This window comes from Moraxella nasicaprae (genome assembly GCF_025643275.1).
Taxonomy (GTDB): Bacteria; Pseudomonadota; Gammaproteobacteria; order Pseudomonadales; family Moraxellaceae; genus Moraxella; species Moraxella nasicaprae.
In genome coordinates, this window is record NZ_CP089977.1 from 766,119 (window position 1) to 791,330 (window position 25,212).

Sequence of the window (25,212 nt, forward strand, 5' to 3'; positions counted from 1 at the left end):
GGTCAATTTTTCATACTTTACGACAAAATACCCCAATCTGTCTATGGTATTTTGGTTACTTAGCGTTCATTTTTAGCGGTTTAATCATGCTCAAATCGCTCCAAGACAGATGCTGGCAAATGTTTTGCAAAATCATCAGGTAGTTTTGCCACAAAATGCACAGGGCGTTCACTCGACGCATCATCGTTGGGCAGATTTAGCTGCCAAGCATGTAAGCATAATCGTCCAACTATTGCCGCAGTCTGATTTTTTTGGTACTTATCATCGCCAAGTAAAGCATGTCCAATCGATGCCATATGCACACGAATCTGATGTGTGCGTCCTGTGGCAGGCATGGCAAGCACCAGACTGACAGGCTGACCATCAAGCTCAAACTGTGCCAACACCTTAATCTTGGTCAAGCTAGGTTTGGCATTTTCGCCCTTAGAAACCCTCACTCTGCGTTCACCACTAGCCAGCGTATAACGCAACAATGATGCATCGATGACTTGGTCTTTATTGACATAGCCATCAACCAAGCACAAATACTGCTTATGGATATTTTTGTGACGAAAATCATCTTGCAGCTGTTTTAGAGTGCTGCGTTTTTTGGCGATGAGCAGCAATCCTGAGGTGTCCTTGTCAATGCGATGGATAAGTTCTAAGTATTTTTTTTCACTCACAACACGCATCGCCTCAATCACGCCAAAACTCTCGCCAGAACCGCCGTGCACCGCCATGCCATGCGGTTTATTTAGCACGATTAGCCCATCGTCTTCATGAACAATTCTGGCAAGCAATCCTTTGGCAAAGGTATCGCTGACCACAGGTTCGTCCTTGACCGTCAAGCGAATCGGAGCAATACGCACCACATCGCCAATCTCCAACTTCATGTGCGGTTTACATCGCTTACCATTGATGCGAATCTCATCATCACGAATCAGTTTGTATAGGTGCGAACGAGGCAACCCTTTTAGTCGTGCCAGCAAAAAATTATCAATCCTTTGTCCTGCTTGATTAGCGGTTACAGTCAGATAATTCACTCTACCAAAATCATCAATCGCCACATCAGCTGATTGATTTGGGCGATGTTTATTGGGCGTAGATTTGGCGTGTGATTGATGTTGCACCGACGATTGTCGAATGGATGAATTTTGACCATGCTTTGGGTTAATATTGGTCGATTTGGCAGGTTTTGATGGTTTTTTTGGGTTTTTTTGAAAATTTTTCATGGTTTTCGCATTTTTTTGTAGGCGTTTTGCAAAAGATTTGGTATAGTTTACCATGTTGCACCACAATACTGGATATTTTTTGTAACAACGACAAAATTTACCAGATTTTTGACAAAGCTCTGGCGTTTTATATTTCATTTTGCCTTTATATTGAGCAAAATATTTTAAAAAAATCTCATTGATTTTACTCGCCCAACTTTGAGACGCAACCTCACAAATTTTTTAGACAATTTTTGGTCTTGACATCAAAAAAAGACCACGCAACATTTCGGTAAAATTGCCGTACAAGATTTTTGCCAAGAATTTGCCGATTGGCTCATTCGTAGAACTACTGGCTCAAAAGCACAAGACAGACACTGCTTTTGTTTGGTAAACCCCAGTATAGCTTGGCTTGGAATGATTGAATTTTTGCCAAAACGGTGCAGGCGTTTTGGTTTGGTCTGCTTATGACAGACGAACGCACATTCATGCTTGATGGTGCAATCATTATTGGCATTAGATATTTGAGCCAGACAAGGTAAGTAGCAAATATGTCTATGCCAAATCATAACCTACTGATGACAGACGATGATTCATCAAAGTAAATCTTAACCAATTTACCGATGTTGCTTAACAAGGCAAACCCTTTAAGGAACATCATGAAACGCATTTTGATTAACGCCACGCACAACGAAGAAATTCGTGTGGCACTATGCAAAGACAATCATCTGTACGATTTTGACCTAGAAAATCGCACCAGAGAACAAAAAAAAGCCAACATCTATAAGGGTCACATCACCCGTGTTGAGCCATCATTAGAAGCTGCCTTTGTCGAATACGGCTCTGCCCGTCAAGGCTTTCTACCTCTAAGAGAAATCGCCAGCGAATACCTCAATGGCAATGCTCGTGAAGACAACATCAAGCAGCTCATCAAAGAAGGCGATGAAGTCATCGTCCAAGTCGAAAAAGAAGAGCGTGGCAACAAAGGTGCTGCCCTATCTACTTATATCTCTTTGGCAGGTCGTTATCTGGTACTGATGCCAAATAATGCCAAAGCAGGTGGCATCAGTCGCCAAATCTCTGGCAAAGTCCGTGAAGAGATGAAGCAAATCATCGCTAACCTAAACCTACCAAAAGGCATGAGCGTCATCGTTCGTACCGCAGGCTTGGGCAAAGGTGCTGATGATTTGCAAAATGACCTTGACCATCTGCTTGACATCTGGAAATCCATTCAAGAACAAAATCGCACTCGCCCAAGCCCTTGCCTTGTCCATCAAGAGGCTGGCGTAGTCACTCGTGCGGTGCGTGATTATTTGCGTGATGACATCAGCGAGGTGTGGATTGATTCAGAAAATGCCTATAATGAGGCCGCCAATTTCATCGCTGCGGTAATGCCAACCCAGATGAAAAAGTTGCGTAAATATACCGAATACGAGCCGATGTTTGCCCGTTTTGGTATCGAACGCCAAATCGAGACTGCGTATCAACGAGAGGTTCGCTTGCCATCAGGTGGCTCTATCGTCATCGACCAAACTGAGGCGATGGTCGCCATCGACATCAACTCATCAAAATCCACCAAAGGTTCTGATGTTGCCGAGACCGCCTATCACACCAACCTAGAAGCCGCTGATGAAATCGCTCGCCAACTACGCCTAAGAGACATGGGCGGGTTGATTGTCATTGATTTTATTGACATGGCCGACCCTCGTCACCAAAAAGATGTCGAAAAACGCCTCATTGAAGCAACCAAACACGACCGTGCCAGAGTACAATTTGCCGAAATCAGCAAATTTGGCTTGATGGAAATGAGCCGCCAAAGATTGCGTCCATCATTAGAAGAGGCCACAGGCTACATCTGCCCACGCTGTCATGGCAATGGCATGATTCGTGATTTGCGTTCATTGTCGCTATCCATCATGCGTCAAATCGAACAAATCGCCCTTAAAGAACGCATGGGCGAGATTCAAGCCGAAGTCCCAACCGACATCGCTGCGTTCTTATTGAACGAAAAACGAGAAAGTCTGGTCTATCTAGAACAAGACAGTGGTGCACGCATTACCATTTTGCCACACGCTCATCTAGAAAGCCCGAATTTTAGCCTGCATTTCAATCCTGATGGCTTTGCTCCATCAAGCTACGAACGCATTGCTGACACCGAAGAAAAACAGACCATCGATCGTGGCTATGAAGTAAACTGGCAAAATGATAATGACAAGGAAAATCACGCCCAGCATTGGCAAAAAACCAAATCCGCCCAGCCTACTGGCGATAAAGCCGCAGAACAAGCTAAGCCAGTGGCAAACGAACCACAAGCGGTGGCTTGGTTATCCAATCTGTTTGCACCAAAACCACAAGCCAAATTGGCAGGCTCGCTAGGCAGTCAAGATGTCGCCTCAGCCATCGAATCCATCGTCAATGCTGGCGGGGTCAGTCTAGGGGCGTCTGGACAGCTTAATGCCATCGCTACACAAGTGCAAAAACCAAGCGTTCAGGAAGAGCCACGCAAAGCAAACAAAAAACCAAAAGCAAAAAAAGAGACGACTTTCATCGAAGAAATCGTCCCAGAAAAGAAAGAAAAGGACAAAAAAGAATCAAAAGACAAAGATAAGGAACAATACGCCAAACGAGAAGCTGGCTCTCGCCGTGAATCTCGTGGCGAAGTGGTGCGTCAAGAAACCTTGACACCAAAGGCAAAACATGAAAAAACCGAGAAAAAAGCTCCAACAGAGCATAAAACAGAAAAAGCCGAAAAAGCACCACGACAAAAAGCCAATACCACCGAAGTGGTGCTACACATCGCCCAAGTAGAAACGCCAGAGCCAACACCGCAAGTGGTGCATTTGACGCTAGATGGCAGCAAAGGCGAGATTACACCAAAGGCAAATAAGGTCAAAAAAGCTGAGCAAACCGCACCAGCCAAAACCACCAAAACGACTGAGCCATCACAAACTCACACGCCTGCACCTGTGGCAGTAGATGAACAGCTGGCGGAAGATACTCCTGCCCCATCTATTGTGCTAGCAAGCGAAGAAACGCCAATCCAGCAGTCTTCGGACTTGCAGGGTGTACAGATGAATGATATGCTGGTGGATAAGCTACGCACCATCGCAAGCCAAACAGGACGAGCCAGCAATGACCCACGAGTGGTACAACAGGCACTTAGCCAGCCGCAAGCCATCACTGGCACGGCAATGTCATTCATCACAGCACAACTTGGTCAGGCGGTAACTGGCAATTTCATCGCTGACTTTTTGACCGCCAAAGCCATCAGTCAAGCCACGACCGACACGCTTGATTTTAGCAACTTTGGCTATCAGGCACTGACGCCAGAACAGATGGCTGAATTTGATGATAAAATCAAGCCTGCTGCCCAAACTTCTGCCCCACAGGGCAAAAGTGAAGCTCCTGTGCGTCCTATCACTCGTCGTGCCAGCAATGACCCCCGTGGTCAGCACCCTGAGTATGTAACAGCTGCTACCGAAGTGATGATTGATGAAACCCTCATCAGTGATTCATCATCAATCAATCAACCTTCTGCGATTGATACAGAAGAAGTGGCACAAACACAGGCGACACCAAGTATCGAAGAGCTGACCTTGCTAGATGTGGCTGCTAATTTAATCGTAAAGGCAGATGAGTTCATCGAAGAGACCAAAGAAGCCATGAGCGAAAATTTGGAAACTTTGACCGCTGAGCTTAGCGAATTGGTTGCTCATACCAACGATACAGAAGTAGAGGCAAATGACCAGCCCGCCCTGCCATCAGATGAGCATCATCACGGCACAGGCAATGAGGCACAGAGTAAGGCACAAACCGATGAGCCAAATGACGCACCAGAGGCGGTGGAAGAAAAATCCACCAAGACCAAAGGTGGTCAGATTAAGCAAATCCGTGCTGACCAAAAGCCTGAAAAAAAGAGTAAGGCAAATAGCTATAAAGACATGATTGAAAATGTCGCAGGTCAGTTACAGCCTCGTGTTGGTATTTTGAATTTGATGACCCCAAAACCACCAAGCAAAACACCAAAAGCTCGTACTCGCAAGGCAAGCAAAAAAGACAATAAGCCAAAATCAGAGGTTGTGGTCAAAAAAGTAGCCAAATCCGAGTCGCCTGTCGATAATGAGGACTAAAACAAAAAACCGCCAAATTGACTTGGCGGTTTTTTTATGGTTATTATTTGCTTTGTGGCTGTTCATCGTCTTCCACTTCGGCATCAGCCGTTGCAGTCGCTGCCTCTTTTTCATCATAGTCGATGACTTCGGCAACTGGCTCCTCGCTTTCTTGCTCTGATTCAGTGGCGGCTTGTTCTGAGCTGTTATCAGTCTGAGGCTGCTGCTCCAACTCATCTTGTACCACCGTTGTTTGTGTATTGCTTGCTGGTGCTGCGGTCATTGGCACTTCTTTTTCTTCGGCAATTTCCTGAGTTGATTTTTTATTACAACCAGTCAATGCCACCATCAAAGCCAATACCGCCATTTGCCATTTTGATATTTTCATACCTTCACCTTTTATATTGGCAATGATTGCCGTTAAAAAACCCGCCTTATACACATAAGACGGGCATAGTATAGCATAATTTTCATTAAATAAGATAGATTATCAGTTACCATATCTTACTTAAAATTTTCGCAATGGCTGACAAAGCACTGGCAAATACAATCATTCAAATCAAGTCTAAGAAAATCATCTCATACTGATGTGATGAGTGATTTTCTTTTGTCATGCCTTGAAAAAAGACCAGCCTACTTATCCATTAGGATAGCTTGCCATGGCATTGCTTATATTTTAGTCCAGAACCACACGGACAAGGGGCGTTACGGCTGATGTTATCAGGAATGACCAATTCTTCATCAGGAATGACTGGCGTGCCTGCTGCCGCAACTGCACCACCACCCAGCGTTACGGTCATTCGCTGCACCGTGCGATGCGTGCGTAATACTGGTTCTTTTTGTTCAATCTCTTGACCATCAAGACCAATCTCGTTATGCTCAAAATGCATACGCATCTGTTCTGCTTGCAAGCGTCTTTGTTCTTCAAGTGCTGCCAATTCTTCTGGGGTTGGTACATGAACTCTTGCCAAATCCTGCACCATGTCCGACTTAATCGCCCCAAGCATTGACTGAAACAGCTCAAACGACTCTCGTTTGTACTCTTGCTCAGGATTTTTTTGGGCATAGCTACGCAAATGAATGCCTTTGCGAAGTTGGTCCATCTGAGTTAGATGCTCTTTCCAATGGCGGTCAAGGCTTTGTAGCATGAAATGGCGTTCAAGCTGTGCCGCCGTCTCATTACCCATCTGTTCACGGCGAGTCTCATATCGCTCAATGGCGGCTTGAATAATTTTTTGACGCAGTCCATCTTCATCTAAGCGGCGGTCAGCGTCCAGCCAATCATTGATTGGCATATAGTAGCGGAATGCCTCTTCGATTTCATCTTCCAATCCATCAATATTCCATTGGTCATCGACAGAACCTGGTGGCACAAACTGGCTAATCAAGGCATTATACACCTCGTGGTGCATCTGTTTGATGCCTTCTTGCAAATCCATCTCAGCAAGCAGATTATCACGCTGTCCATAGATGACTTTTCGTTGCTCATTGGCAACATCGTCATATTTTAACAATGTTTTGCGTGCATCAAAATCTCGTGCCTCTACTTTGCCTTGGGCATTCTCGATGGAGCGAGACACCATTTTATGCTCAATCGCCTCATCTTCTTTTAGTCCCATTGCACGGAACATATTGGTAACACGATCGCCTGCAAAAATACGCATCAAATCATCTTCTAGCGACAAGAAAAAGCGTGACTGTCCAGGGTCGCCTTGTCGCCCCGCTCGTCCACGAAGCTGGTTGTCAATGCGGCGAGATTCATGGCGTTCGGAACCAATGATGTGCAAACCACCTGCCGCCAACACTTGGGCGTGTCTTTCTTCCCAAGCTGCTTGATGGCGAGCTTTTTCTTCCTCGCTAATTTCGCTAAGGTCACCGATTTCTGCCTGCCAATTACCACCCAAAATGATGTCCGTGCCACGACCTGCCATGTTGGTGGCAATGGTTACGGTGCTGGGTCTGCCTGCCTGAGCAATGATTTCAGCTTCTCGTTCGTGCTGCTTGGCGTTAAGAACATTATGTTTGATACCCTCTTGCTCTAATAAATAGGATAACTCTTCTGATGCTTCAATGGTTGCTGTACCTACCAATACAGGTGCACCTTTTGCCGTGATTTGCTTGATTTCACGAATAATACCCTGATATTTACCCAATTTGGTTAGGAAAATTTGGTCATCAAGGTCAATACGAGCAATCGGACGGTGCGTTGGAATGATGACCACATCAAGTCCATAAGTCGATTTAAGCTCTGCCGCCTCAGTGTCTGCCGTCCCTGTCATGCCTGACAATTTGTTATATAGGCGGAAGTAGTTTTGGAAGGTGGTGGTTGCCATCGTTTGGTTTTCGGCTTGAATTTCCACACCCTCTTTGGCTTCAACTGCTTGGTGCAAACCGTCTGACCAGCGACGACCTGGCATGGTACGACCTGTGTTTTCGTCCACGATGATGACTTCGCCCTCTTGGACGATGTAGTGGATATTTTTGACAAAAATATGATGGGCTCTGATGGCGGCTTGAGCGTGAGCAAGCAATGGCAATCTGGCAGGACTATATAGGCTCTCGTTTTCGCCAAGCTCGCCCACTTCTATCAAGAAGCGTTCGATTTTTTCATAGCCTTTTTCGCTAATTTCAATGGCTCTGTTTTTTTCATCAATCCAAAAATCACCATCTTCATTATTTTTATTGGCTTCTTCATCCGATGAACGCACCAATCTTTCAACCACCTTGTCAATGGTAGCGTACAAATGAGCAGAATCCTCAGCCTGTCCTGAGATGATGAGTGGCGTACGAGCTTCATCAATCAAAATAGAATCAATTTCATCAATGATACAATAATTTAGCGGACGCTGTTTTTTCTCCGCCAAACTAAACACCATATTATCTCGAAGATAATCAAAACCGTATTCGTTATTCGTGCCATAAGTGATGTCGGCACGATAAGCGGCAAACTTATCATTGGGTGGTTGTTGGCTGTAAATCACGCCAACCGTCAAACCCAAAAATTCAAACAAAGGACGGTTTAGCTCAGCGTCACGACCAGCCAAATAGTCATTGACCGTAACCACATGCACACCCTTGCCACTAATGGCGTTTAGATAAATGGCAAGGGTCGCCATCAAGGTCTTACCCTCGCCTGTTTTCATTTCGGCAATTTTGCCTTCATGCAAGGTCATGCCACCAATCAGCTGCACATCATAATGACGCATGCCATTGACACGCTTTGACGCTTCACGACACACCGCAAAGGCTTCTGGCAACAATTTATCCAAACTTTCGCCTGCCTGATGGCGTTCTTTAAATTCGTATGTTTTTTGGCGGAGTTCTTCGTCCGTCAAGGCTTGCATGGTTGGCTCATAGGCGTTGATTTTGGCGACCGCTTTACGCATTCGCTTCAATTCACGCTCATTTTTTGTGCCAATGACGCTACTGATGATTTTTGCTAACATATCATTTTCCCAAAAAGATTAACCGCCAAGTGGCTAATCTGACCATTTATCATGTATTGTTGCCATCGATATGGCTGTTTGCTATCTTATTTGGCATTACTCATTTGCAAGCCTTATGTCCATCAATGGGGCTGATGCACACAGTTGCAAGCCCCATCAAGTAATTAAATTCCTCAAATATCCTTACGATGCCACCAATTCCAAAAATACTCGCTCAGCACACGCTATCGTCTTATCCAAATCATCATAACTATGAGCAGCACTCATAAAAGACGCTTCAAAGGCAGAAGGGGCAAGGTAGATGCCTTGTTTTAGCATAGCGTGGAAAAATTCATTAAAGCGTTTGGTGTCGGCATTTGCCACATCATTAAAATTCTTGGGCAAGTTTTCGCTAAAAAACAAGCCAAACATACCGCCAACATAGCAGGCATTAAAGGCGATAGAATGCTTTTTGGCAACCGCCTTTAAGCCATTGACCAAATAGGCGGTTTTGGCAGTCAGCTCCTCATAAAAATCAGGCTTGGTCAAATGCTCAAACATCGCCTTGCCGGCTCGCATTGCCAAAGGGTTGCCAGAGAGCGTGCCAGCTTGATAAACACCACCTAAGGGGGCGATACATTCCATAATTTCTTTTTTGCCGCCAAACGCCCCCACAGGCAAGCCCGCCCCAATGATTTTGCCAAAGGTGGTCAAATCAGGCTGTATGCCAAAATAATGGCTTGCCCCTTTAAGTCCCACACGAAAGCCTGTCATCACTTCATCAAAAATCAAAACCACGCCATAGTCGGTGCATAATTGGCGAAGCGTTTGATGAAATTCCTTAGTGGGGATAATCATATTCATATTGCCAGCAATTGGCTCAATAATCACGCAAGCAAGCTCACTGCCAAATTTTTCAAAGGCAGCCTTCAAAGCCTCTATGTCATTATAAGGCAAAGTTAGGGTATGCTTGGCAAAGTCGGCTGGCACGCCCTTAGAAGTTGGCTCGCCAATGTCCAGCATTCCAGAGCCTGCTTTGACCAGTAGGCTATCAGAATGACCGTGATAACAGCCTTCAAATTTGACGATTTTGTCTCGTCCTGTATAGCCCCTTGCAAGGCGGATTGCTGACATTGTCGCCTCTGTACCAGAGGATACCATACGAATCAGCTCAATATGAGGGATAAGCTCACAAATCAAATCCGCCATTGTCGTCTCAAAGGGCGTGGGGCAACCAAAAGATAAACCGTCATCAGCAGCCGTCTTGACCGCATTAATCACAGGGTCAAAAGCATGCCCCAAAATCATCGGCCCCCACGAGCCAACATAATCAATATAAGGGCGACCTTCTGTATCATAGATATACGCCCCTTTTGCTTTTGACACAAAAACAGGTGTACCGCCCACGCCTGTAAAGGCACGCACAGGAGAATTAACGCCCCCTGGGATATGGCGTTTGGCTTTTTCAAAGTGAACTTGGTCGGCAGTTTTTGGGTCGGCGAATACTTGGGTCATTTTTCTAACTCTTTTATTGCAATCAAAACCATCTTATTGGTCGCATCATCGATTATTGTGCGACTAAACAGATAAAACCTTGTTAAATCTATTTGTTTATTCTAACATTTTTTACACTATCATGCATTGACATTTGAGTATTTATCACATTTTTATGGCGTTTTGTTATATAATAGATATTCGATAAAAAAACAACGGACTGCAACCTCATTTGTCAAAATTTCACTATTTTTATGGAAAAATATAATGAAATCAATGTTTTATCTAACCTATGCCAGTCGCATGACTTGGTGTGCCAGCGTCAATAAAGATGTTTTTACTGACATTTATCGTACTTCTAATACATTTAACGCCACTCAAAATATTACAGGGTTTTTGTGTTTTGGTAATGGCTATTTTTTTCAGTACTTAGAAGGAGATGAAAGTAAAGTGCGTGAATTATACGCCAATATCTGCCAAGACTCACGCCACAAACAAGTTACGCTACTCTCCACAGGATATTTGTCGCATCGGCGTTTTGTTGCGTGGGATATGGCATTCATCAATATGCACAGCCCAAACATTCACCCAGAAATGGTGGATTTTTTTAGTCTATTAACACCGCTATACTGGCAAAATGCTGATATTGAACGAATGATTGAGCTTTTTGAGATTCATTGTAATACCAATCAATTTATTGCCAAATATGTACATGCCGACAATGGCAGTGCAATTTACCGCTATGCCGCCCTTCATCATCTGGTTAGGCAACATCGCAACTTTTTGATTTTATACAGTATTTTAATACTCATCTGGGCAGTTGTGATGACACTATTGTATCTTGACTGATTTGCTATGCCTTTTTAACCACGCTGGATTTTAGTTTCATCGCCCCAAAACCATCAATCTTGCAATCGATGTCGTGGTCATCAGGAGCATCATAAATCAGGCGAATGGATTTGACCTTGGTGCCTACCTTAATCGGTGTGGACGAGCCTTTGACTTTTAAATCTTTGATGACCGTCACGCTATCGCCATCGGTCAGCACATTGCCCACCGCATCTTTAATCACAGGCGTATCATCTGCACCATCGCCATCTGTCCACTCGTGGGCACACATCGGGCAAATAAGCAATGCACCATCTTGATAAGTATAATCTGATGCACATTGTGGGCAATTTGGCAAACTCATAACACATTCCTAAATGACATAAAAAGAATAACAATTTTTTAATCGCTTATTGTAACCGATTTTTGATTGATTTTGGAAAATTAACCCATATTTAGTACAAAATTTTAACAATTTCCCCCAAAATTTGCTAAAATTAGACATAAAACACCACAATCATTTGGAAAAATAATCATGACAACATTCTCCTATTTGACACTCACAGGCATTGATGCGGATAAATTTTTGCAAGGACAGCTGACCATCAACACCGCCAACCTTCATCATGCCTACAGACCAACCGCCATCTGTAATCTAAAAGGACGGGTCCAATTTAGCCTGTGGATTTGTCGAATCGAAGATGGTTTTGGCATCGTTCTACCTTCTGAGCTTAGCGATGATTTTCAAGCTCATCTAAAAAAATATGGTGCATTCTCAAAAATCACAGCATCAACCCCCACCATCATTTATCCTAGTGTGCAAGATGGCACGCCAACATTTAGCCACGATGCAAGCCAGCATGATTGGGAACAATGGGCAAAATTAAGCATCGAACAAGGTAATTATTGGCTGAATAAAACCACCAGCGAACAATTTCAGCCCCAAGAACTGCGATTACACCAGCGAGGTGGTGTTAATTATGACAAGGGTTGCTATTTGGGGCAAGAAATCGTGGCACGCCTGTGGTTTAAGGCAAGCCCAAAAACATGGCTGCATCGTGTCGCCATCAATAATTTGAATGATAAGGTGCAAATAGTAAATCAATTCAACCAAGAGGCGTTGGTTGTTGCCAGACCTGAGGATTTGGCTGACGCAACTATTTTATCATTGCCCAAGGCACTACAACAAAGCGTGGCACGAGACTAAATCATTCATCAAAACCTGCCCATCGGCAGGTTTTTTATGGCAGCTTATCTATCAAAAATCACAATCCAAGAAATACACCAAGCTAAATCAAGCTGTGCTTATTTATATAAGATAATCCAAGCATGAAGATGACCGAGAATTAAAATTATCTTATCATCGGTGGTTTGATACTGGGCGTGTTTTAGAATACAAACCACAGCCCAAATTCCACATCAAACAACCCACATTTTTAAAATAAAAAAACCAAACCCTGTCGAGTTTGGTTTTTTTTGTACGGTTGTACTTAGTTAAAGATTAGTCTTTAACAGTTGCAACAACACCAGCACCTACGGTACGGCCGCCTTCACGGATAGCGAAGCGTAGACCTTTGTCCATAGCGATTGGGTGGATAAGCTCAACGCTCATCTCAACGTTGTCGCCTGGCATAACCATTTCAGTGCCTTCTTGTAGAGTGATGGCACCAGTTACGTCAGTAGTACGGAAGTAGAATTGTGGGCGATAGCCGTTTAGGAATGGCGTGTGACGACCACCTTCTTCTTTTGATAGTACATATACTTCTGCGTCAAACTTGGTGTGTGGCGTGATTGAGCCTGGCTTAGCAAGTACTTGACCGCGCTGAACTTCTTCACGCTTAGTACCACGAAGTAGGATACCACAGTTCTCACCTGCACGACCTTCGTCTAGCAGTTTACGGAACATTTCAACACCAGTACAGGTAGTTTTTGCAGTTGGTTTGATACCGATGATTTCGATTTCGTCACCAACTTTGATGATGCCTGATTCTACACGGCCAGTTACAACAGTACCACGACCAGAGATAGAGAATACGTCTTCGATTGGCATTAGGAATGAACGATCGATGTCACGCTCTGGCTCTGGGATGTAGCTGTCTAGGGTGTCTAGTAGTTCTAGGATAGCTTTTTCGCCATACTGACCTTCGTCGCCATTTAGACCTAGTAGTGCAGAACCTTTGATGATTGGGGTGTCATCGCCTGGGAAGTCGTAGTCAGATAGAAGTTCACGAACTTCCATTTCTACCAATTCTAGTAGCTCTTCGTCATCAACAAGGTCACACTTGTTCATGAATACCATGATGTATGGTACGCCAACCTGACGAGATAGTAGGATGTGCTCACGAGTTTGTGGCATTGGGCCGTCAGTTGCAGCAACAACTAGGATAGCACCGTCCATTTGAGCAGCACCAGTAATCATGTTTTTAACATAGTCAGCGTGGCCTGGACAGTCTACGTGTGCGTAGTGACGGTTAGCAGTGTCGTATTCGATGTGAGAAGTGTTAATGGTAATACCACGAGCTTTTTCTTCAGGAGCTGAGTCAATCGCTGCGTAGTCTTTTGCTTCACCACCGTGGTGCTTAGCAGCAACGGTTGCGATAGCAGCAGTTAGAGTGGTTTTACCGTGGTCAACGTGACCGATGGTGCCAACGTTTACGTGTGGCTTGTTACGTTCAAACTTGGCCTTTGCCATAGTGAGATCCTCGTTTTGTTAATCAAATGTCATGACATGATTCTAAAAAACATCAAAACCACATCATATCCTTGCTAATTATAACATATAGAATTTAAGATTTAAACACATTAACCAATTTTTTCTGCATCGTAACCAAACATCATGGCAATGAAAAAATATTGGATATTAAAAAACCCTTGAAACCATCGGATTTCAAAGGCTAGAATATGGAGCTCTTGACGAGAATTGAACTCGTGACCTCTCCCTTACCAAGGGAGTGCTCTACCCCTGAGCTACAAGAGCATAATAATATGGAGCGGGTGGCGGGAATCGAACCCGCACCATCAGCTTGGAAGGCTGAGGTTCTACCACTAAACCACACCCGCTAAGGGCATTCTTGGGTAGGAATGGTGGTGGGGGAAGGATTCGAACCTTCGAAGCTTTCGCGACAGAGTTACAGTCTGTTGGGTTTGACCGCTCCCCAACCCCACCAAAAATGGAAGTCTCTTTTACTGGTCTTGTAAAAGATTAAGCCCAATATTGGGCCTGACCTATCATCGTTCCTAGGAATGGTGCCGGCTGCCGGAATCGAACTGGCGACCTACTGATTACAAGTCAGTTGCTCTACCAACTGAGCTAAGCCGGCGGTGTATTTCCTAAGTGGTGCGTATAATATCATATTTGATGAATCTTGCAAGAGATTTTTTTGATAAAAGTTTAAAAAGTTTATAACTCATTGATTTTTATATAATTTATTTTATGATTTGACTTGACAACCATCATGAATATCCCTATCAAAACATCATTCGCCATTTTATCAGGATTTAAGCCAGTGGACACCCAAAAAATCATCGCCATATTCATTGATGCTGAGAATATTAGTCATCAACACGCTGATTTTGTGATGAACATTGCCAAAAAATACGGCAATCCTCTGATTCGCCGCATTTATGCCAACTGGTCAAATTCTTCGGTTCATGGCTGGAAAGATGCCACGCATCAGTATGCAATGCAAGCCTTTCATCAGTTTTCCTTGGTCAAAGGCAAAAATACGGTTGATATTTTGCTGGCAGCTGATGTGATGGAAACTGTCCTGATGCAACAAATTGATGCGGTTGTCTTGGTCACTTCGGACAGTGATTTTACCGCCCTTGCCATCAAACTTCGCACACTGGGCAAGACAGTGATTGGCATTGGTAATAACAATGCCAATAATGGTCTGATGTCCGCCTGTGAGCATTTTTATCCGCTACCCACCATCAAACCTGAACACGATATTCTGCCAGAGATTAAAAGCACCCAAATCATCATCAATCCTGTCATCAAGACCAATGATAAGCCCAATCCCAATGATGATGAAGCACTCTTGGCATTTATTACCAAAATTTTTGACGAACATAACAAAGATAAAATAGAGCTTAGCTTGCTCGGCACTTATCTAAAAAATTCGCCAAATTTTTCGCATAAAAAATATCAATACAAAACACTAAGCCAGCTAATAAAAGCACTGAATGATTTTGAAATTATAGAAATCAACAAAACCACATTTATCCAAAAACGACAACCAAAAATCGTGGGTAATGCCAGCACACCCACTCAAATTGTTCATAAAAGCATCAATGAACTCAGAGATGATGCCAAGCTTAATAATGCCATCGCCAATGCCATCGCAACGCACAAAAGACAACACGGCTGGGCAATGGTTGGTGAAATTTCCAATCATGTCGCCCAAAATTTTGGTATCCACGCCCAGCAATATGGTCATTGCACGCTCAGCCAGATTTTGGCATTGTTGCCCAATTTTCAGATGGTGCATCATCAAAAAGGCGACTGGGTTTGTGACACACGCATTGATGACCCGAGCAATCCGCCCAGCGATGCCTACAATAAAAGCAATGATGATAAAAATATCAATCAAGGCATCAAGAAAGGCAATGAGCCAGAACAAACCACTCCATCGCCATTACATCAACATGGTGTGGCACATTCATCAAAAACCGCTGTCACACCGCCCCTGCAAGCACAAACTGCATTGGCAGAGGATGAATTATTCTCAGATGGCGACAAGCTGGATTTAACGCATTTGCTGATGCTAATCAAACAAGCCATCAAAACCCATCAAAACAGCGATGGACTGACCAAGATTGGCGATATTGGTCAATTCATCAGACAAAAAACAGGCTACGGTAGCCAAAGTTTTGGCTATCGACATTTTGGCGAGCTGCTGGCAAAACTGCCTGATTTTCAGCTCATTCGCCAAGAAAAACAGCTATATGCAAAATATTTGGCATAAACTTGCCATCATTAACAAAACACCAATCAACGGCTTGATGTTCTAAAAGTCAAACACATTCTAAAATGATACAAACTTTGTGATTTGACCAAATCTGGCACAAAGTGATTGTTCATGACATACCACACCTTTGACCAATAAAAAAGGAGGGTTTTACCCCCCCCTTTTTTTTTAATGATGACTTTCTTAAATGTTTAGACCATCGCAAGCCAACTCAACCGCCTTGATGATGGCAAGGGCTTTTTTGTTGGTTTCGTCCCATTCTGCCATCGGGTCAGAATCCGCCACTACGCCTGCTCCTGCCTGTACATGAGCCTTGCCATCTTTAAGTACGGCAGTGCGAATGGCGATGGCGGTATCCATATTACCATGCCAGCCCAGATAGCCCACCGCTCCACCAAAGACGGTACGACGCACAGGCTCAACCTCATCAATGATTTGCATGGCTCGAATTTTTGGTGCACCAGACAAAGTTCCTGCTGGAAAAGTGGCACAAAATACATCCAAGGCGTCAACTTCTGGCTTAACTGTGCCTTCGACATTACTGGCAATGTGCATCACTTGTGAATAGCGTTCGATGAACATTTTGTCGGTGACTCGCACCGAGCCAATCTTGCACACTCGCCCAATGTCATTACGCCCCAAATCAATCAGCATCAGATGCTCAGCAATCTCTTTTTGGTCAGCCAATAGCTCAGCCTCCAATGCCAAATCTTCTTCGATTGTCTTACCACGACGGCGGGTTCCTGCCAATGGTCGCACTGTCACGGTTCCATTTTCAATGCGAGACAAAATCTCAGGCGAAGCACCAATGATGTCAAATGGCGACTGATTTGCCCCAAAAGTCTCGCCATGCAAAATAAATAAATAAGGTGACGGATTAAGATAACGCAAGGCTCGATATACCGACAAAGCATCGCCTTCAAAGTCAGCACTCATACGCTGAGCAGGCACCACTTGCATCACATCGCCCGCCAAAATGTATTCTTTGATTTTATTGACATCTTGACAGAATTTTTGTTCGCCAGTTGCAGAGACGAATACAGGTTTTGGGTGTGTGCTGGCGGTCAATTTGGCAGGGGTTGCCAATGCCTCTTCGATGGATTCTAGGCGAGATTCGGCCTCTTCATAGCCGTTTTCAAGACTACAATTAGCATAAACCACAATCGACAGTGTATGTTCTAAATTATCAAACACCACCACTTCGGTTGAAAGCATTAACCACAAATCAGGCAAATTTAGCGGATTAGGTGCATCACTTTGTCCCACGCTAGGTTCAATGGTGCGAATCAAATCATAGCCAAAATAACCCACCAAACCGCCACTAAATACTGGCAATCCAGCCACTTGTTCATGCGTGGGCATGCGAAACTGAGCCATGAATTTGCGAATCTCGTCAAATGGCTTATCGGTACTCATCGTAGAGACCACGCCCACCAAATCACTGCTTGTCTGCATCACGCCATTTTGGTATTCAAAATAAACACCTTTGCCCAGTCCAATCATGGAATAACGAGCAAATCGCTCTCCGCCCTCAACCGATTCAAAAAGATAGGCTTTGGGATTGAGTTGTCTTAGATTAGCAAATACCGAAACTGGGGTGGCATCGTCTGTCAGGCGTTTTTTTACCAACGGTACATGGCTATAACCATCTTTTTTAAACGATAAAAACTGCTCTTTGGTCAGCATCTGGCTCATTTTTTTGTTCCATAAAAAATAAAGTCGCCCTATCATACCATAAAGCCCATCTAAGTGATACAAAAAAGCCAAACTTGCTTAGCTTGGCTTTTTTTGATGATTGGACTGGCTTACTTGACCGTCTGTTCAATCCATGCAAACAGTTCTGGTAAATCATAATCACCGCCATGACCCTGATTCCAAACCATCTTAAAGTCCACCTGTTTACCCAAGTTTTGTAGTCTGGTTGCCAAAATGACGGGTATGGCAAAACTGGTGTCGCTATCCTTAGCACCGTGCCTGATACGCCAATGCGGTGCAATGCCTGAATGTTGGTGGCCTAGATATGCCATCGGATTCATCATTTTGATGGTTAGAGCATCTGCCATCGTTGCACCCACGATGGTGCTATTGGCTTGGCTAAACTGCGTAAAATGGCGATGATTGATTGTCTGATTGCCAAATAATTGGTTCTCGCCTCGATCTAATGCCACGCCATCAAAAGCAGGAGCTGCCTTGCTACGACCGACATAATTTGCCAAAAACTCTGGGTAATTGTCGATGTAATAAGGATTTTTTGATTTATGCTGAACCATAAAAGGATAAACTGACAAATCAACCCCTTGATGATGAGCCTGATTGGCTGAATCATTCAAATAAGACAATACCTCGTCTTTAAAACTACCCAAACCCTGATGATTTAAAGTCAAACGACCTCCTTGTCTGCCCACCAAATTTAGAGCATTGACATAGCTTGGAAACGCATCTTTAAGCTGCATGGACAGCTTTTGTTCATCATCGGTCAGTACGCTTGGTACCAGCGTTCTTTTTACCTGATAGTCGAGCATACTGATGGACATTTTATTGTAATGATTGATGCCAAAAAATTGCCATTCGTATGCTGCATCAGCATTTTCTAGATTGATAATTGGAGCGTAGCTGGATACCGCAAACACCTCATCTGATGCCTTGGCTGCACCGATTTTATCCAGCTCATCTTGGTAGTCTGACTGATTGCCTGTTGCACCCAACAAGGCTGTCATCGCACCACCTGCCGATGTGCCATTGACAATGATACGATCAGCACGCCCTGCCATCAGCTTATCATTGGCTTTTAGATAGCGAACAGCCGCCTTCAAATCCACAATGGCAGCAGGAGCTTTGCCAATATATTGACCCTGCTCATCTTGCAAAGTGCGACCTCTGGCACCAGCACTTGCCACCACATAGCCTTGCACCAGTGCCATCGCCAAACTGTTTGGCTGGCCATCTCGCCCCTTGCCCACCGTCATTGGCTTGGCTGGCATATAGCCACCCACGGCATTGGGCATAAAAATCGGTGCGGTATGTGCATCAAATCGCCCTACTGTTTTGCCCAAAAAATAATTTTCTGGCACATAGATATTCATCGACTGATGGGTTTTATCCACAGGGTTTGCCACATACACGATGTTTTGATAAGCACGAACCATGATGGATTGACCGCCAGCTTGCACCACGATGGATTGATACTGGTTAGGATTGAATTGAAGTGCAGTATCACTTTGCATCAAGGTTGCTTTGGTTGGAGCAACTGACGGACTTTGGCAAGCGGTCAGTGATAGCGTGATGGCAAATGGTAAAATTTTTTTGATTATAGGCAGCATATCGGCTCCACATAAAAAATGATAATGATTATTATACTAAATTCACTTTAAAACCCTACAAATCTATGCTAAAATATCGCTATTATGGCATATTCAATAGAACTTAAACAAAAGGCCTTAGCCTACTTAGAGCAGTGTGGTAATATTAGCACAGTTTGTACTGCTTACAACATTTCAAGAAGCACCTTGTATGCTTGGATTAAAAAACAAGAACAAGGTGATTTGTCCTGTCAAAGTGGTGGCAATCGTGGTGTTAAAGTGGACAGAAATAAGCTTAAAACTTATGTAGAGCAAAACCCTGATGCTTACTTGTATGAAATTGCTGAAGTTTTTAATTGTGGTACAAGTACCATCTTTTATGCTTTACGCTCTCTTGGTATTACCCATAAAAAAAGACCACAAGTTACAAAGAACAAGACCCAAACAAAATCAAAGACTATCAAGACAGGCTAAAACAGTTACAAAGCATACAAGACTACGAGCTTGTTTATGTAGATGAAACTGGTATTGACACTTACCTACACCGCACCCACGCCAGAAGTTTAAAGGGTCAAAAAGTCTATGATAAGGTGAGTGGTAAATATTATCAACGCATATCATTGGTTGCTGGACAAATTGGTAACAAAGCCAAAAACTTGATTGCTCCACTTATCTATCAAAACACAATGGTAAGCAACTTATTTGAAACTTGGTTTGAACAAATGCTTCTACCTAGCCTTGACAACCACGCCAAGCAAACAGGTAGACCTTGTATCATCATCTTAGATAATGCAAGATTTCATAGAATGAAGCAGTTACAGGTACTTGCTAATAACACAACATGCAAACATGTTATCTTGCCACTCCCACCTTATTCACCTAACCTAAACCCCATAGAACACACTTGGGCAACTATTAAGAGATGGCTTAGAAGTCATCTGTCAAAGTTTGAGAGTATTGAAGGTGGGCTGATGTCTTATTTTGAGTTGAATTGAGTATATTTTAATACAACCATCATGCTTTGTCGATGTTCTCATGCACGACATTGCAGCCAAAAACTTATGGTCATGGCAATATTTTTTTGACAAAAAAAATTAACTTTTTAATACCGACCACCAATAAGCGTCAAATATCTTCTGGCAAGCACTGGCTAATCAGGTCATGCGGTTGTAAGATGAGCAAAACGACTTAATCAAAAAATTTGCACGAATTGATGTCATCAAAGCCGTCAGCACTTGCCAAAAACATACACACAAAATCTGGCGGTCGTACAAAAATCATCATGCTCTTCTAGTGCCTGACGATTGGCTTGTTTTGCTTTATAGGCATAAGGGGTCATCGCAATCAATGCACTAAGCTGAGTACGATTTAGCACAAACTCATGCTCAATATGATGCTCCCCTAGCAGCACAAACTCAGGCGATAGCGTCTGAATGAATTTTTGGGGCGTATGAGCAATGACCTCGCCAAATAATGCTTGACGCATCTCATACAGATGGGCTGGTGCAGGTGTCGCCATGACAAGCAGCCCATCATCACAAAGTACACGAATCATTTGTGCCACAGGCAAAGGACTAAATAGACTGGTACAGACATCAACCGCACCATCAGCCACAGGCAACACCGCTCCTGTACCGACCACCCAAGTGATGTTGCCATGACTGCCTTGTTGAGCGTGTTGTTGCTTATCAGCTTTGGCGGCAATTTGTACTGCTGACTTGGCAATATCCACCGCCACCACCTGCTTGGCTACACTTGCCAAGCCTGTCGTATAATACCCCTCGCCACAGCCAATATCGACCAACACATCGACCGATGGCTTGTACTGATGAATGATGGCAGGTAGAGCGTCTTTGAGTGGCTCATAAAATCCTGCCGATAAAAATTGACGGCGAGCCAGCACCGCCTCTGGTGTGTCGCCAGGATTTTTACTGCGTTTGTGCTGCACAAGGTGCAAATTGACATAGCCTTCTTTGGCAATGTCAAAACTATGATTATTTGGACATCGGTAAGTGCGTTCGTGCTTGTCGAGAGCAAGCTGGCAAATAGGACAGGTCAGCATCATCTTATCTTATCGTCAATCAATTGGCTCTATTTTAGCATAAATTGGCGTATCGCCAGCATTTTTGGTTAATATTGCTATTATATTTCTAAAATAGATAAATTTTTACAATTTATTTACAAAAAATCTGTAATAAATTCGCCAAAACCTAAGTCTAATACGCCAAGAGCAGTATTCTGTTCTTAGTTTGCGTGATACAATACCAAGTAAATGTTTGCATTGGTGCAAATATTTCGTGCATTGATGCCAATGTTTACTTGGTTTTTTATAATCAAGTTTTTTTCTAAGGAATTGTCATGAAAAAATTAGCAAAAACCGCCCTAGTAGGCTCTTTGGTAGTGGCAGGCGTTAGCCCTTTTACAATGAATGCAATGGCACAAGGTTACCAAAACCAACCTGCCAAATGTGCAAAATCAGATAAAAAATGTGCCACCCAAGCCAAAAAAGCCGAAGCTAAGTGTGGCGAAGGCAAATGCGGTGGCACGGCTGCTGCTGGCACAACCAAAAAAGCAGACGCTAAATGCGGCGAAGGCAAATGTGGTGGTACAGCAACAACCGCACCAAAAACCACCGAAGCCAAGTGTGGCGAAGGCAAATGTGGCGGTTCTAAATAATTAACCATCATCAATTCCCCAACCTTTATCATCGGAGATACATCATGAAAACCAAAACTTTGGCAAAAACCGCTCTACTAGGCACACTATTAGCAGGTACTGTTGCTTGCTCACAACAAGAAGCTAAGCAAGAACAACCTTTTGAAGCCAAGCCAATGGAGCAAGGCTATCAAAATGGCGAGAAAGCAGCAGACGCAGCCCAAGCTGGTGCAGCAGATGCCAGCAAAGCCGAAGAAGGTAAGTGCGGTGAAGGCAAATGCGGTGGTGCAGCTGCTACTGGCACAGACGCTAAGGCAACCGAAGGTAAGTGCGGTGAAGGCAAGTGCGGTGGTGCAGCTGCTGGTACTGACAGCAAAGCTGGCGAAGCATCTTGCGGTGGCAACAAGACAACCGACAACGCAACCGCCCCAGCGACAACCGAAAGCAAATAAGACTTGCTTAACTTATCATAACGGTAATTGGCTTAATTGCCGTTATGATTGAAATAAAGTTTATTTTTTATGTTTAATGACCAATCAACTGTCGTTAAACACAAAAAATAAATTAAATGCCTAAATGAGGGTTATTAAAATGAGTAAAAAAATATTAAAAGGGGCAGGTTTGGGCTTTCGCCGTGAATTATGCACCCAAATGCAAAATGACGATTTATCAGGCATTGATTTTTTTGAAGTATCGCCTGAAAATTGGATTAACTCAGCAGGGCAAATGGGCGGGCGTTATGAAAAAATGCTCAGAGAATACACCGAACACTTTCCTTTTATTTGCCACGGTCTTTCTTTATCCATTGGTAGCAGTGCCAAATTGGACATAGACTTATTAAAAAATACCAAAAAATTTATGCAAGCCCACGATATGACGCTCTATACCGAGCATTTGGCGTGGACTTCTGATGATAAGGGGCATTTGTATGATTTGTTGCCCATTCCTTGCACCGATGAAGCGGTAAAATGGACAGCAAATCGGATTAAACAAGCCCAAGATATTATGGATATGCAAATCGGCTTTGAAAATGCCAGCTATTATTATCAGCCGCCAGATAGCGATATGAGCGATGCCCAGTTTATCAGTGCGGTGGTCAAAGAGGCTGATTGTTTACTTCATTTGGATATTAACAATATTTATGTCAATAGTCAAAACTTTAACTTTGACCCCATTGAGTATTTACATCAATTACCCTTAGAAAAAGTATGTTATATGCATATTGCAGGGCATTATGTAGAAGAAGATGGCTTTATTATTGACACACACGGGGCTGATGTTATTGAACCTGTTTGGCGACTGCTTGATGAAGCCTATGCCGAAATCTACAAAAGAACAGGCAAAAAGGCAGTTGAAATTCCAACTTGTTTGGAGCGAGATTTTAATTTCCCCCAATTAGATAGCCTAATGAATGAAGTTAATTTAATTCACAAAGCCCAAGCCAAATTTAATGACCAAATCAAATTAACTGCTTAATGGATTTTGATTCAATAACCAAAACCATTTTAATTTAATGACTTCCTGCAAAACTAGGTTTTCCGTTCGCCCTGAGCTTGTCGAAGGGTAGGAAAACCATTATGGTTCGACAAGCTCACCACGAACGGTTTTCCTTGTTTTTGAGTTTTGCAGGAAGTTTAATGACTTTTATTGTAATAAATGGATTGGTTGATGATACCAATCCATTTTGGAATACCCAATGAGCCTATCTTTATTAGCCCCTTATTCTTTAAAAAAATTCCAATTAGAATTTGGCGATTATTTACGCTTACAACGCCAAAGTCAAAATGACAGTATCCCAAATCGTGTTGGCAAAGTTTATCAAGACTTAATTTTTAATAATGTGTGTGGCTTTTTAAATCAATGTTTTCCCATTTGCAAAAAGCTGTTGGGCGATGATAAGTTTAGAACCTTGTGTTTGTATTTTTTTCAAAGATACCCCACCCATTCGCCTTATTTTACCGAAATTCCAATGCAGTTTGTGGAATTTGTATCACAAATATTAAATAATGAGCAGGATAATTGGCTAAGTCCCTTATCTATATCTGATGAAGAGATTGATTTTATTCCCAAGTATTTGGACGAGCTTGCTCATTATGAATGGTTAGAATTATTTGTGGATACAATGCCCAATAATGAGCATAAACTGATTTTAAAAGACGATGAATTAACAACTTGCTATGCTTTAAATAGTACAGTACAAAATTGCCATTATACTTATCCTGTACAAACCATTAGCCCAAACAATGCTAACAATATTATGCCAAGTGATACTTGTCTTGTGGTATTGCGAGTTGGTGTAGAAGTTAAATTTGTTGCCATTAATGTTTTGACTTATTTTTTTATTGACTTTTTAAAAGAATGTCATACAGTTTATACAGATAAAAAAACTTTATTAACCGACTTTGCCAATAGCATTGATTATCCTGATATTGATGGGCTTATCAATTTTGCTGATGATTTATTTTTAATGCTTAGCAATGAACAGATTTTAATCAAACAATAGATTTTTGATTACAAATAAAATTGTTAATCAAATCAATCAAAGAATAAGGTATGAAATGAAAAAAATAATCGCCCTTTATCAAACATTCATCAATCAATTAAAACGCCTAGACTTTATTGGACTGTTGGCACTTAGAATTTATCTTGCTCCTATTTTTATTATTGCAGGACTTGCCAAATTAAATAGCTTTAATGACACCGCCCAATGGCTTGGCAACAGCGAATGGGGACTTGGTCTGCCCTTTCCTGCCTTGATGACGGCTCTTGTGATTTTGGCGGAATTGGTGGGCGGATTTGCCTTATTATTTGGGCTATTGACCAGATTTTTTAGCATACTTTTAATCATCACAATGGCGGTGGCAGGCTTTGCGGTGCATTTAAAAAACGGCTGGTTTGCCATTGCCTCAAGCGATGAGGCGACCAGCATTGCCTCCTTTTGGGCAAATGTTGGCTTTTCGTCCGCCCAAAATAGCGTTACCAATGCCCAAGAAGTTGCCCAACGATTAGACAAAGCCAAAGAAATTTTGCAAACGCACGGCAATTATGACTGGCTAACCGAATATGGCAATTTTGTCATTTTAAATAACGGTATGGAATTTGCCATCACTTATTTAATTATGCTTTTGCCCTTATTATTTTATGGGGCGGGTAATTATGTTTCGCTTGATTATTATTTGAATAAATTTTTAAATAAAAAATAGTATTGTTAATTGAGTATACTTTTCTGGAAAACCGTTCGT

The 25,212-nt window shown here is 42.9% G+C and carries 20 protein-coding genes and 4 tRNA genes; 11 read left to right on the plus strand and 13 right to left on the minus strand.

Annotated features, from left to right (window positions below):
• Positions 1-80: 80 nt before the first annotated feature.
• Positions 81-1,265 carry an RluA family pseudouridine synthase gene (locus LU297_RS03660; RefSeq protein WP_263077067.1) on the minus strand — a complete coding sequence of 395 codons (1,185 nt, stop codon included), beginning with the start codon at positions 1,263-1,265 and terminating at the stop codon, positions 81-83.
• Positions 1,266-1,849: 584 nt separating this feature from the next.
• On the opposite strand from LU297_RS03660, the gene LU297_RS03665 reads away from it, so the two are divergent.
• Complete coding sequence (locus tag LU297_RS03665; RefSeq protein ID WP_263077068.1) at positions 1,850-5,320, plus strand: Rne/Rng family ribonuclease; 3,471 nt, start codon at positions 1,850-1,852, stop codon at positions 5,318-5,320.
• Between the two features lie 43 nt (positions 5,321-5,363).
• On the opposite strand, the gene LU297_RS03670 is transcribed toward LU297_RS03665, so the two are convergent.
• The 3 genes from LU297_RS03670 to hemL all read right to left on the minus strand — a co-directional run bounded on the left by LU297_RS03670 (position 5,364) and on the right by hemL (position 10,239).
• Complete coding sequence (locus LU297_RS03670) at positions 5,364-5,687, minus strand: hypothetical protein (protein ID WP_263077069.1); 324 nt, start codon at positions 5,685-5,687, stop codon at positions 5,364-5,366.
• A 256-nt stretch (positions 5,688-5,943) separates the two neighbouring features.
• The gene (secA, locus tag LU297_RS03675; protein WP_263077070.1) at positions 5,944-8,745 is read right to left on the minus strand and encodes a preprotein translocase subunit SecA; all 2,802 of its coding nucleotides are present in this window, start codon (positions 8,743-8,745) and stop codon (positions 5,944-5,946) included.
• A 183-nt stretch (positions 8,746-8,928) separates the two neighbouring features.
• Complete coding sequence (hemL, locus tag LU297_RS03680; RefSeq protein WP_263077071.1) at positions 8,929-10,239, minus strand: glutamate-1-semialdehyde 2,1-aminomutase; 1,311 nt, start codon at positions 10,237-10,239, stop codon at positions 8,929-8,931.
• A 246-nt stretch (positions 10,240-10,485) separates the two neighbouring features.
• On the opposite strand from hemL, the gene LU297_RS03685 reads away from it, so the two are divergent.
• Positions 10,486-11,067, plus strand: coding sequence for a BLUF domain-containing protein (locus tag LU297_RS03685; protein WP_263077072.1), 582 nt, complete (start codon positions 10,486-10,488; stop codon positions 11,065-11,067).
• 4 nt (positions 11,068-11,071) lie between these two features.
• Here the strand turns inward: LU297_RS03685 and LU297_RS03690 are convergent, their stop codons facing one another.
• Positions 11,072-11,410 (minus strand): zinc ribbon domain-containing protein YjdM, encoded by a 339-nt coding sequence (locus LU297_RS03690; protein WP_263077073.1) that lies wholly within the window; start codon positions 11,408-11,410, stop codon positions 11,072-11,074.
• A 171-nt stretch (positions 11,411-11,581) separates the two neighbouring features.
• On the opposite strand from LU297_RS03690, the gene ygfZ reads away from it, so the two are divergent.
• Complete coding sequence (gene ygfZ, locus LU297_RS03695) at positions 11,582-12,253, plus strand: CAF17-like 4Fe-4S cluster assembly/insertion protein YgfZ (RefSeq protein ID WP_263077074.1); 672 nt, start codon at positions 11,582-11,584, stop codon at positions 12,251-12,253.
• A gap of 294 nt (positions 12,254-12,547) precedes the next feature.
• On the opposite strand, the gene tuf is transcribed toward ygfZ, so the two are convergent.
• From tuf to LU297_RS03720, 5 genes are all read right to left on the minus strand, one after another.
• Entirely contained in the window at positions 12,548-13,738 is a 1,191-nt protein-coding gene (gene tuf, locus LU297_RS03700) for an elongation factor Tu (protein ID WP_263075701.1), read from the minus strand.
• Positions 13,739-13,948: 210 nt separating this feature from the next.
• Positions 13,949-14,023: transfer RNA gene (locus LU297_RS03705), tRNA-Thr, on the minus strand.
• 9 nt (positions 14,024-14,032) lie between these two features.
• A tRNA-Gly gene (locus LU297_RS03710) sits at positions 14,033-14,106 on the minus strand.
• A 22-nt stretch (positions 14,107-14,128) separates the two neighbouring features.
• A tRNA-Tyr gene (locus tag LU297_RS03715) sits at positions 14,129-14,212 on the minus strand.
• Positions 14,213-14,290: 78 nt separating this feature from the next.
• Positions 14,291-14,366 (minus strand) — tRNA-Thr (locus tag LU297_RS03720).
• Between the two features lie 135 nt (positions 14,367-14,501).
• On the opposite strand from LU297_RS03720, the gene LU297_RS03725 reads away from it, so the two are divergent.
• Complete coding sequence (locus LU297_RS03725; RefSeq protein ID WP_263077075.1) at positions 14,502-16,013, plus strand: NYN domain-containing protein; 1,512 nt, start codon at positions 14,502-14,504, stop codon at positions 16,011-16,013.
• A gap of 186 nt (positions 16,014-16,199) precedes the next feature.
• On the opposite strand, the gene trpE is transcribed toward LU297_RS03725, so the two are convergent.
• Both trpE and LU297_RS03735 read right to left on the minus strand, forming a co-directional pair.
• Positions 16,200-17,702, minus strand: a complete 1,503-nt coding sequence (gene trpE / locus LU297_RS03730) for an anthranilate synthase component I (RefSeq protein WP_263077319.1) — start codon at positions 17,700-17,702, stop codon at positions 16,200-16,202.
• Between the two features lie 119 nt (positions 17,703-17,821).
• Complete coding sequence (locus LU297_RS03735) at positions 17,822-19,336, minus strand: subtype B tannase (RefSeq protein WP_263077076.1); 1,515 nt, start codon at positions 19,334-19,336, stop codon at positions 17,822-17,824.
• Positions 19,337-19,420: 84 nt separating this feature from the next.
• Here LU297_RS03735 and LU297_RS10045 point away from each other — a divergent pair, with 84 nt between their 5' ends.
• A complete protein-coding gene (locus LU297_RS10045; protein ID WP_115007331.1) occupies positions 19,421-19,789 on the plus strand; it encodes an IS630 transposase-related protein in 369 nt (122 codons plus the stop codon).
• Between the two features lie 53 nt (positions 19,790-19,842).
• A complete protein-coding gene (locus tag LU297_RS10050; RefSeq protein WP_432806279.1) occupies positions 19,843-20,310 on the plus strand; it encodes a transposase in 468 nt (155 codons plus the stop codon).
• 233 nt (positions 20,311-20,543) lie between these two features.
• Here LU297_RS10050 and LU297_RS03745 read toward each other — a convergent pair whose 3' ends face one another.
• The gene (locus LU297_RS03745; RefSeq protein WP_263077077.1) at positions 20,544-21,377 is read right to left on the minus strand and encodes a putative RNA methyltransferase; all 834 of its coding nucleotides are present in this window, start codon (positions 21,375-21,377) and stop codon (positions 20,544-20,546) included.
• 296 nt (positions 21,378-21,673) lie between these two features.
• On the opposite strand from LU297_RS03745, the gene LU297_RS03750 reads away from it, so the two are divergent.
• From LU297_RS03750 to LU297_RS03770, 5 genes are all read left to right on the plus strand, one after another.
• Positions 21,674-21,991 (plus strand): HvfA family oxazolone/thioamide-modified RiPP metallophore, encoded by a 318-nt coding sequence (locus tag LU297_RS03750; protein WP_263077078.1) that lies wholly within the window; start codon positions 21,674-21,676, stop codon positions 21,989-21,991.
• A 44-nt stretch (positions 21,992-22,035) separates the two neighbouring features.
• Entirely contained in the window at positions 22,036-22,422 is a 387-nt protein-coding gene (locus LU297_RS03755) for an HvfA family oxazolone/thioamide-modified RiPP metallophore (protein ID WP_263077079.1), read from the plus strand.
• A gap of 139 nt (positions 22,423-22,561) precedes the next feature.
• Positions 22,562-23,446 carry an HvfB family MNIO-type RiPP peptide maturase gene (locus LU297_RS03760; RefSeq protein ID WP_263077080.1) on the plus strand — a complete coding sequence of 295 codons (885 nt, stop codon included), beginning with the start codon at positions 22,562-22,564 and terminating at the stop codon, positions 23,444-23,446.
• 220 nt (positions 23,447-23,666) lie between these two features.
• Entirely contained in the window at positions 23,667-24,473 is an 807-nt protein-coding gene (locus LU297_RS03765) for an HvfC family RiPP maturation protein (protein WP_263077081.1), read from the plus strand.
• 55 nt (positions 24,474-24,528) lie between these two features.
• Positions 24,529-25,173, plus strand: coding sequence for an HvfX family Cu-binding RiPP maturation protein (locus tag LU297_RS03770; protein ID WP_263077082.1), 645 nt, complete (start codon positions 24,529-24,531; stop codon positions 25,171-25,173).
• Positions 25,174-25,212 lie beyond the last annotated feature (39 nt).

Excerpts from the sequence above, each read along its gene's own strand:
- LU297_RS03660 (WP_263077067.1), bottom strand. The coding sequence starts at position 1,265 with ATGGTAAACTATACCAAATCTTTTGCAAAACGCCTACAAAAAAATGCG.
- LU297_RS03665 (WP_263077068.1), top strand. The coding sequence starts at position 1,850 with ATGAAACGCATTTTGATTAACGCCACGCACAACGAAGAAATTCGTGTG.
- LU297_RS03670 (WP_263077069.1), bottom strand. The coding sequence starts at position 5,687 with ATGAAAATATCAAAATGGCAAATGGCGGTATTGGCTTTGATGGTGGCA.
- secA (WP_263077070.1), bottom strand. The coding sequence starts at position 8,745 with ATGTTAGCAAAAATCATCAGTAGCGTCATTGGCACAAAAAATGAGCGT.
- hemL (WP_263077071.1), bottom strand. The coding sequence starts at position 10,239 with ATGACCCAAGTATTCGCCGACCCAAAAACTGCCGACCAAGTTCACTTT.
- LU297_RS03685 (WP_263077072.1), top strand. The coding sequence starts at position 10,486 with ATGAAATCAATGTTTTATCTAACCTATGCCAGTCGCATGACTTGGTGT.
- LU297_RS03690 (WP_263077073.1), bottom strand. The coding sequence starts at position 11,410 with ATGAGTTTGCCAAATTGCCCACAATGTGCATCAGATTATACTTATCAA.
- ygfZ (WP_263077074.1), top strand. The coding sequence starts at position 11,582 with ATGACAACATTCTCCTATTTGACACTCACAGGCATTGATGCGGATAAA.
- tuf (WP_263075701.1), bottom strand. The coding sequence starts at position 13,738 with ATGGCAAAGGCCAAGTTTGAACGTAACAAGCCACACGTAAACGTTGGC.
- LU297_RS03725 (WP_263077075.1), top strand. The coding sequence starts at position 14,502 with ATGAATATCCCTATCAAAACATCATTCGCCATTTTATCAGGATTTAAG.
- trpE (WP_263077319.1), bottom strand. The coding sequence starts at position 17,702 with ATGCTGACCAAAGAGCAGTTTTTATCGTTTAAAAAAGATGGTTATAGC.
- LU297_RS03735 (WP_263077076.1), bottom strand. The coding sequence starts at position 19,336 with ATGCTGCCTATAATCAAAAAAATTTTACCATTTGCCATCACGCTATCA.
- LU297_RS10045 (WP_115007331.1), top strand. The coding sequence starts at position 19,421 with ATGGCATATTCAATAGAACTTAAACAAAAGGCCTTAGCCTACTTAGAG.
- LU297_RS03745 (WP_263077077.1), bottom strand. The coding sequence starts at position 21,377 with ATGCTGACCTGTCCTATTTGCCAGCTTGCTCTCGACAAGCACGAACGC.
- LU297_RS03750 (WP_263077078.1), top strand. The coding sequence starts at position 21,674 with ATGAAAAAATTAGCAAAAACCGCCCTAGTAGGCTCTTTGGTAGTGGCA.
- LU297_RS03755 (WP_263077079.1), top strand. The coding sequence starts at position 22,036 with ATGAAAACCAAAACTTTGGCAAAAACCGCTCTACTAGGCACACTATTA.
- LU297_RS03760 (WP_263077080.1), top strand. The coding sequence starts at position 22,562 with ATGAGTAAAAAAATATTAAAAGGGGCAGGTTTGGGCTTTCGCCGTGAA.
- LU297_RS03765 (WP_263077081.1), top strand. The coding sequence starts at position 23,667 with ATGAGCCTATCTTTATTAGCCCCTTATTCTTTAAAAAAATTCCAATTA.
- LU297_RS03770 (WP_263077082.1), top strand. The coding sequence starts at position 24,529 with ATGAAAAAAATAATCGCCCTTTATCAAACATTCATCAATCAATTAAAA.